This window comes from Cupriavidus sp. 8B (genome assembly GCF_054589115.1).
The window spans coordinates 5,150-7,837 of the sequence record NZ_BAAILO010000491.1 but is presented as its reverse complement, the minus strand read 5'-3'; the positions used below and the strand labels follow the sequence as shown (position 1 = coordinate 7,837).

2 protein-coding genes and 2 pseudogenes are annotated in these 2,688 nt (G+C 64.5%); all 4 read right to left on the bottom strand.

The window, feature by feature from the left end; all coding sequences use genetic code 11:
• Positions 1-1,053 (bottom strand): annotated as a pseudogene (locus ACYP5B_RS45410) (aldehyde dehydrogenase family protein); the annotation flags it as partial.
• 124 nt (positions 1,054-1,177) lie between these two features.
• Positions 1,178-2,110, bottom strand: coding sequence for a catechol 2,3-dioxygenase (locus ACYP5B_RS45405; protein WP_459573956.1), 933 nt, complete (start codon positions 2,108-2,110; stop codon positions 1,178-1,180).
• Positions 2,111-2,147: 37 nt separating this feature from the next.
• The gene (locus ACYP5B_RS45400; protein WP_400098416.1) at positions 2,148-2,504 is read right to left on the bottom strand and encodes a 2Fe-2S iron-sulfur cluster binding domain-containing protein; all 357 of its coding nucleotides are present in this window, start codon (positions 2,502-2,504) and stop codon (positions 2,148-2,150) included.
• 13 nt (positions 2,505-2,517) lie between these two features.
• A pseudogene (locus ACYP5B_RS45395) lies at positions 2,518-2,688 on the bottom strand (phenol hydroxylase); the annotation flags it as partial.

Genomic DNA, 2,688 nt, shown 5'->3' with positions numbered 1-2,688 from the left:
CACGGTGGCGCCAGCGTCTGCCGCCTTCTTGTAGTAGGAGAGCACTTTGGCGCGATGCTCCAGCGACACCAGCGGGCCCATGTTCACGCCCTCGTCGTTCGGGAGTCCTACCCGCAAGCCCTCGGCCTTTGCCTTGAGCGCCGTGACGAAGCGCTCGAAGATCGGCCGCTGCACATAGACGCGCTCGGTGCCCAGGCAGACTTGCCCGCTGTTCTCGAAGGCCGAGCGGGTGATGCCGGCCACCGCCTTGTCGAAATCCGCATCGGCGAAGACGATGCCGGCATTCTTGCCACCCAATTCGAACGAGACCGGGCGCACGCCATTGGCGGCGGCCTTCATGATGGCCTCCCCGGTACGGGTCTCGCCAGTGAAGGTGATGCCGTTCACATCCGGATGCGCGGTCAGGAAGGCGCCGGCGGAGTCCGGCCCGAAACCGTGGACAACGTTATAGACGCCCGGCGGCACGCCGGCCTCGTTCATTACCTCGCCAAGCAGCGTGGCGGTAGCCGGCGTTTCCTCGGATGGCTTGACCACCACCGTGTTGCCGCAAGCCAGCGCCGGGCCAACCTTCCAGGTCATCAGCAGCAGCGGCAGGTTCCACGGACACACCACGCCGATCACGCCGCGCGGCGAGCGCACCGCATAGTTGATGGCCTCGCCGCCATCCGGGGTAGCCATGGCGAAGCTCTCGGTCGGCACGTTCTTGATCAGGTCGGCGAACACCTTGAAGTTGGCCGCGCCGCGCGGGATGTCGATGTGGCTGGCGAGGGAGTGCGGTTTGCCGGTGTCGGCGATCTCGGCTTGCAGGAAGTCGTCGAAGCGCCGGTTGATGCCGTCTGCCACCGCATGCAGCAGCTCGACGCGTTGCGCCACGGTCATCTTGCCCCAGGGACCCTTGAGCGCATGCTTTGCCGCGGCCACGGCGGCATCGACCTCGGCCTGCCCGGCCTCGTGGACATGCCCGATCAGGCTGTTGTCGACCGGGTTGCGGTCGTCGAACTGGCGATTGGTGGCCACCCATTCGCCGTTGATAAAGTTCTTGAAGTCTTTCATGTTGTCTCGCTGGTTGCGGCAGGGTGTGCCGCTTTGCCTTGCTGTTTTTCGCCTTGCTCCCCTCTCCCACGCAGTGGGAGAGGGGAGCAAACACTTGGCATCGGAGAAGTCGTCGCGCTGGCGATCAGGTCAGCACACTCAGGAACGCTTCATTCAGCTTGCGGTCGTGATAGAAGATCGCCCGGCCCAGTTCGTTGTCCGTCCACGTAATCGTGGGCTTGTCCGGATAGTGGATATAGCCGCCAGAGAAGACCTCATTCCGGTTGCCCGAAGGATCGAAGAAGTAGATCGTCGCGCCGCGCGTGATGCCATGCCGCGTCGGCCCGATATCGAGCGACACGTCCTTCTTGGAAATGATGTCGGCGGCCTTCAGCACTTCGCCCCAGTTATCCAGGTTGAAGGAGGCGTGATGGAACTTGTTCTTCTCCGCATGCCGGATGAAGGCAACGTCATGCGCTTTGTTGGAGCAAGTCAGGAAGGCGCCGATCATCATCTTGTCGGGGCCGGCGACCACTTCCTCGGCCAGCGTGAAGCCAAGCACGTCGCGGAACAGCTTGACCGTGCCATCCAGGTCGTCGCCATACAGCAGGCAGTGATCGAAGCGGCTGGGCGCCATGCCGCGCAGGTCGTCCGGCCACGGGTCCGGGTTGCTGTCGCCGGTCATGCAGCCCAGCTTGTCCTTGTCGGCGAAGAGTTCGATCGCATGCCCGGTGGGAATGGTGAAGCGAAAGCGCACGCCGGTGCGCGGATGCTCGCCGGCGGGAATCCACTGGAAGTCCGATGCCAGGCCGGACTGCTCCACCTCCTGCGCCAGCCGCTCCAGCGTGCGGCCGCTATCCACCCGAAAGCCCATGTAGTCCATGCCAGGGCTGTCGGCCTCGCGCAGCACCACGCTATGGTGATCGTGCTCGTCCCAGGCCTTCAGGTAGACGCGGCCCTTGTCGTCGCGCGCGGTTTCGATCAGCCCGAGTACCTCGGTGTAGTGCTTGAGCGCCGGTTCAAGTTCCAGCACGCGCAATGCCACGTGCCCCGGGCGCAATACGCCTGTCAATGCCATGACTGTCTCCTTGATGATGGGGTTATTGGTCCATCTTTTATTGCTGCTGCCCTTGTCTTCGCTGCTGTTCCTGCTTTGCTTCCTGCCGTGCCAGTTGCTTGTCCAGGCAGCGCTGCAACACCGCCACCGGCCGCAGGCGGATATCGCTGTCGGGGAAGGCCTTGCAGGCGAGCACCAGCCCACTTCCCTCCTCCGCCTCAGACAGGCAGGCGCGGCTCATCTTGCCGGTGTGGTAGCGGCCGGCCTCGATGCGCACCTTGCAAACCCCGCAGCCACCGCCCCGGCAGCCTGCGGGAATGCCGCGCTTGCCCAGGGCTTCCATGGCGCGCAGCAGGTTCTGCTCCGGCGCGCAGGGGTAGCACTGGCCGCTTCCCGCGATCTCGACGGTATGCATGCCGCGCCCTCCATCAGATCTTGAACAGCGGACTGCGCGTGCTGTTCTGTGCGTCGCCGGCCGAGAGGAACTTCTCGGTGTGGATGTCCTCCTCGAACAGCCGGCCCTGCATCAACGTGCGGATGCAGGCTTCGATCATCGGCGGCGGGCCGCACAGGTAGGCCTTGTGGCCACGGAAGTCGGC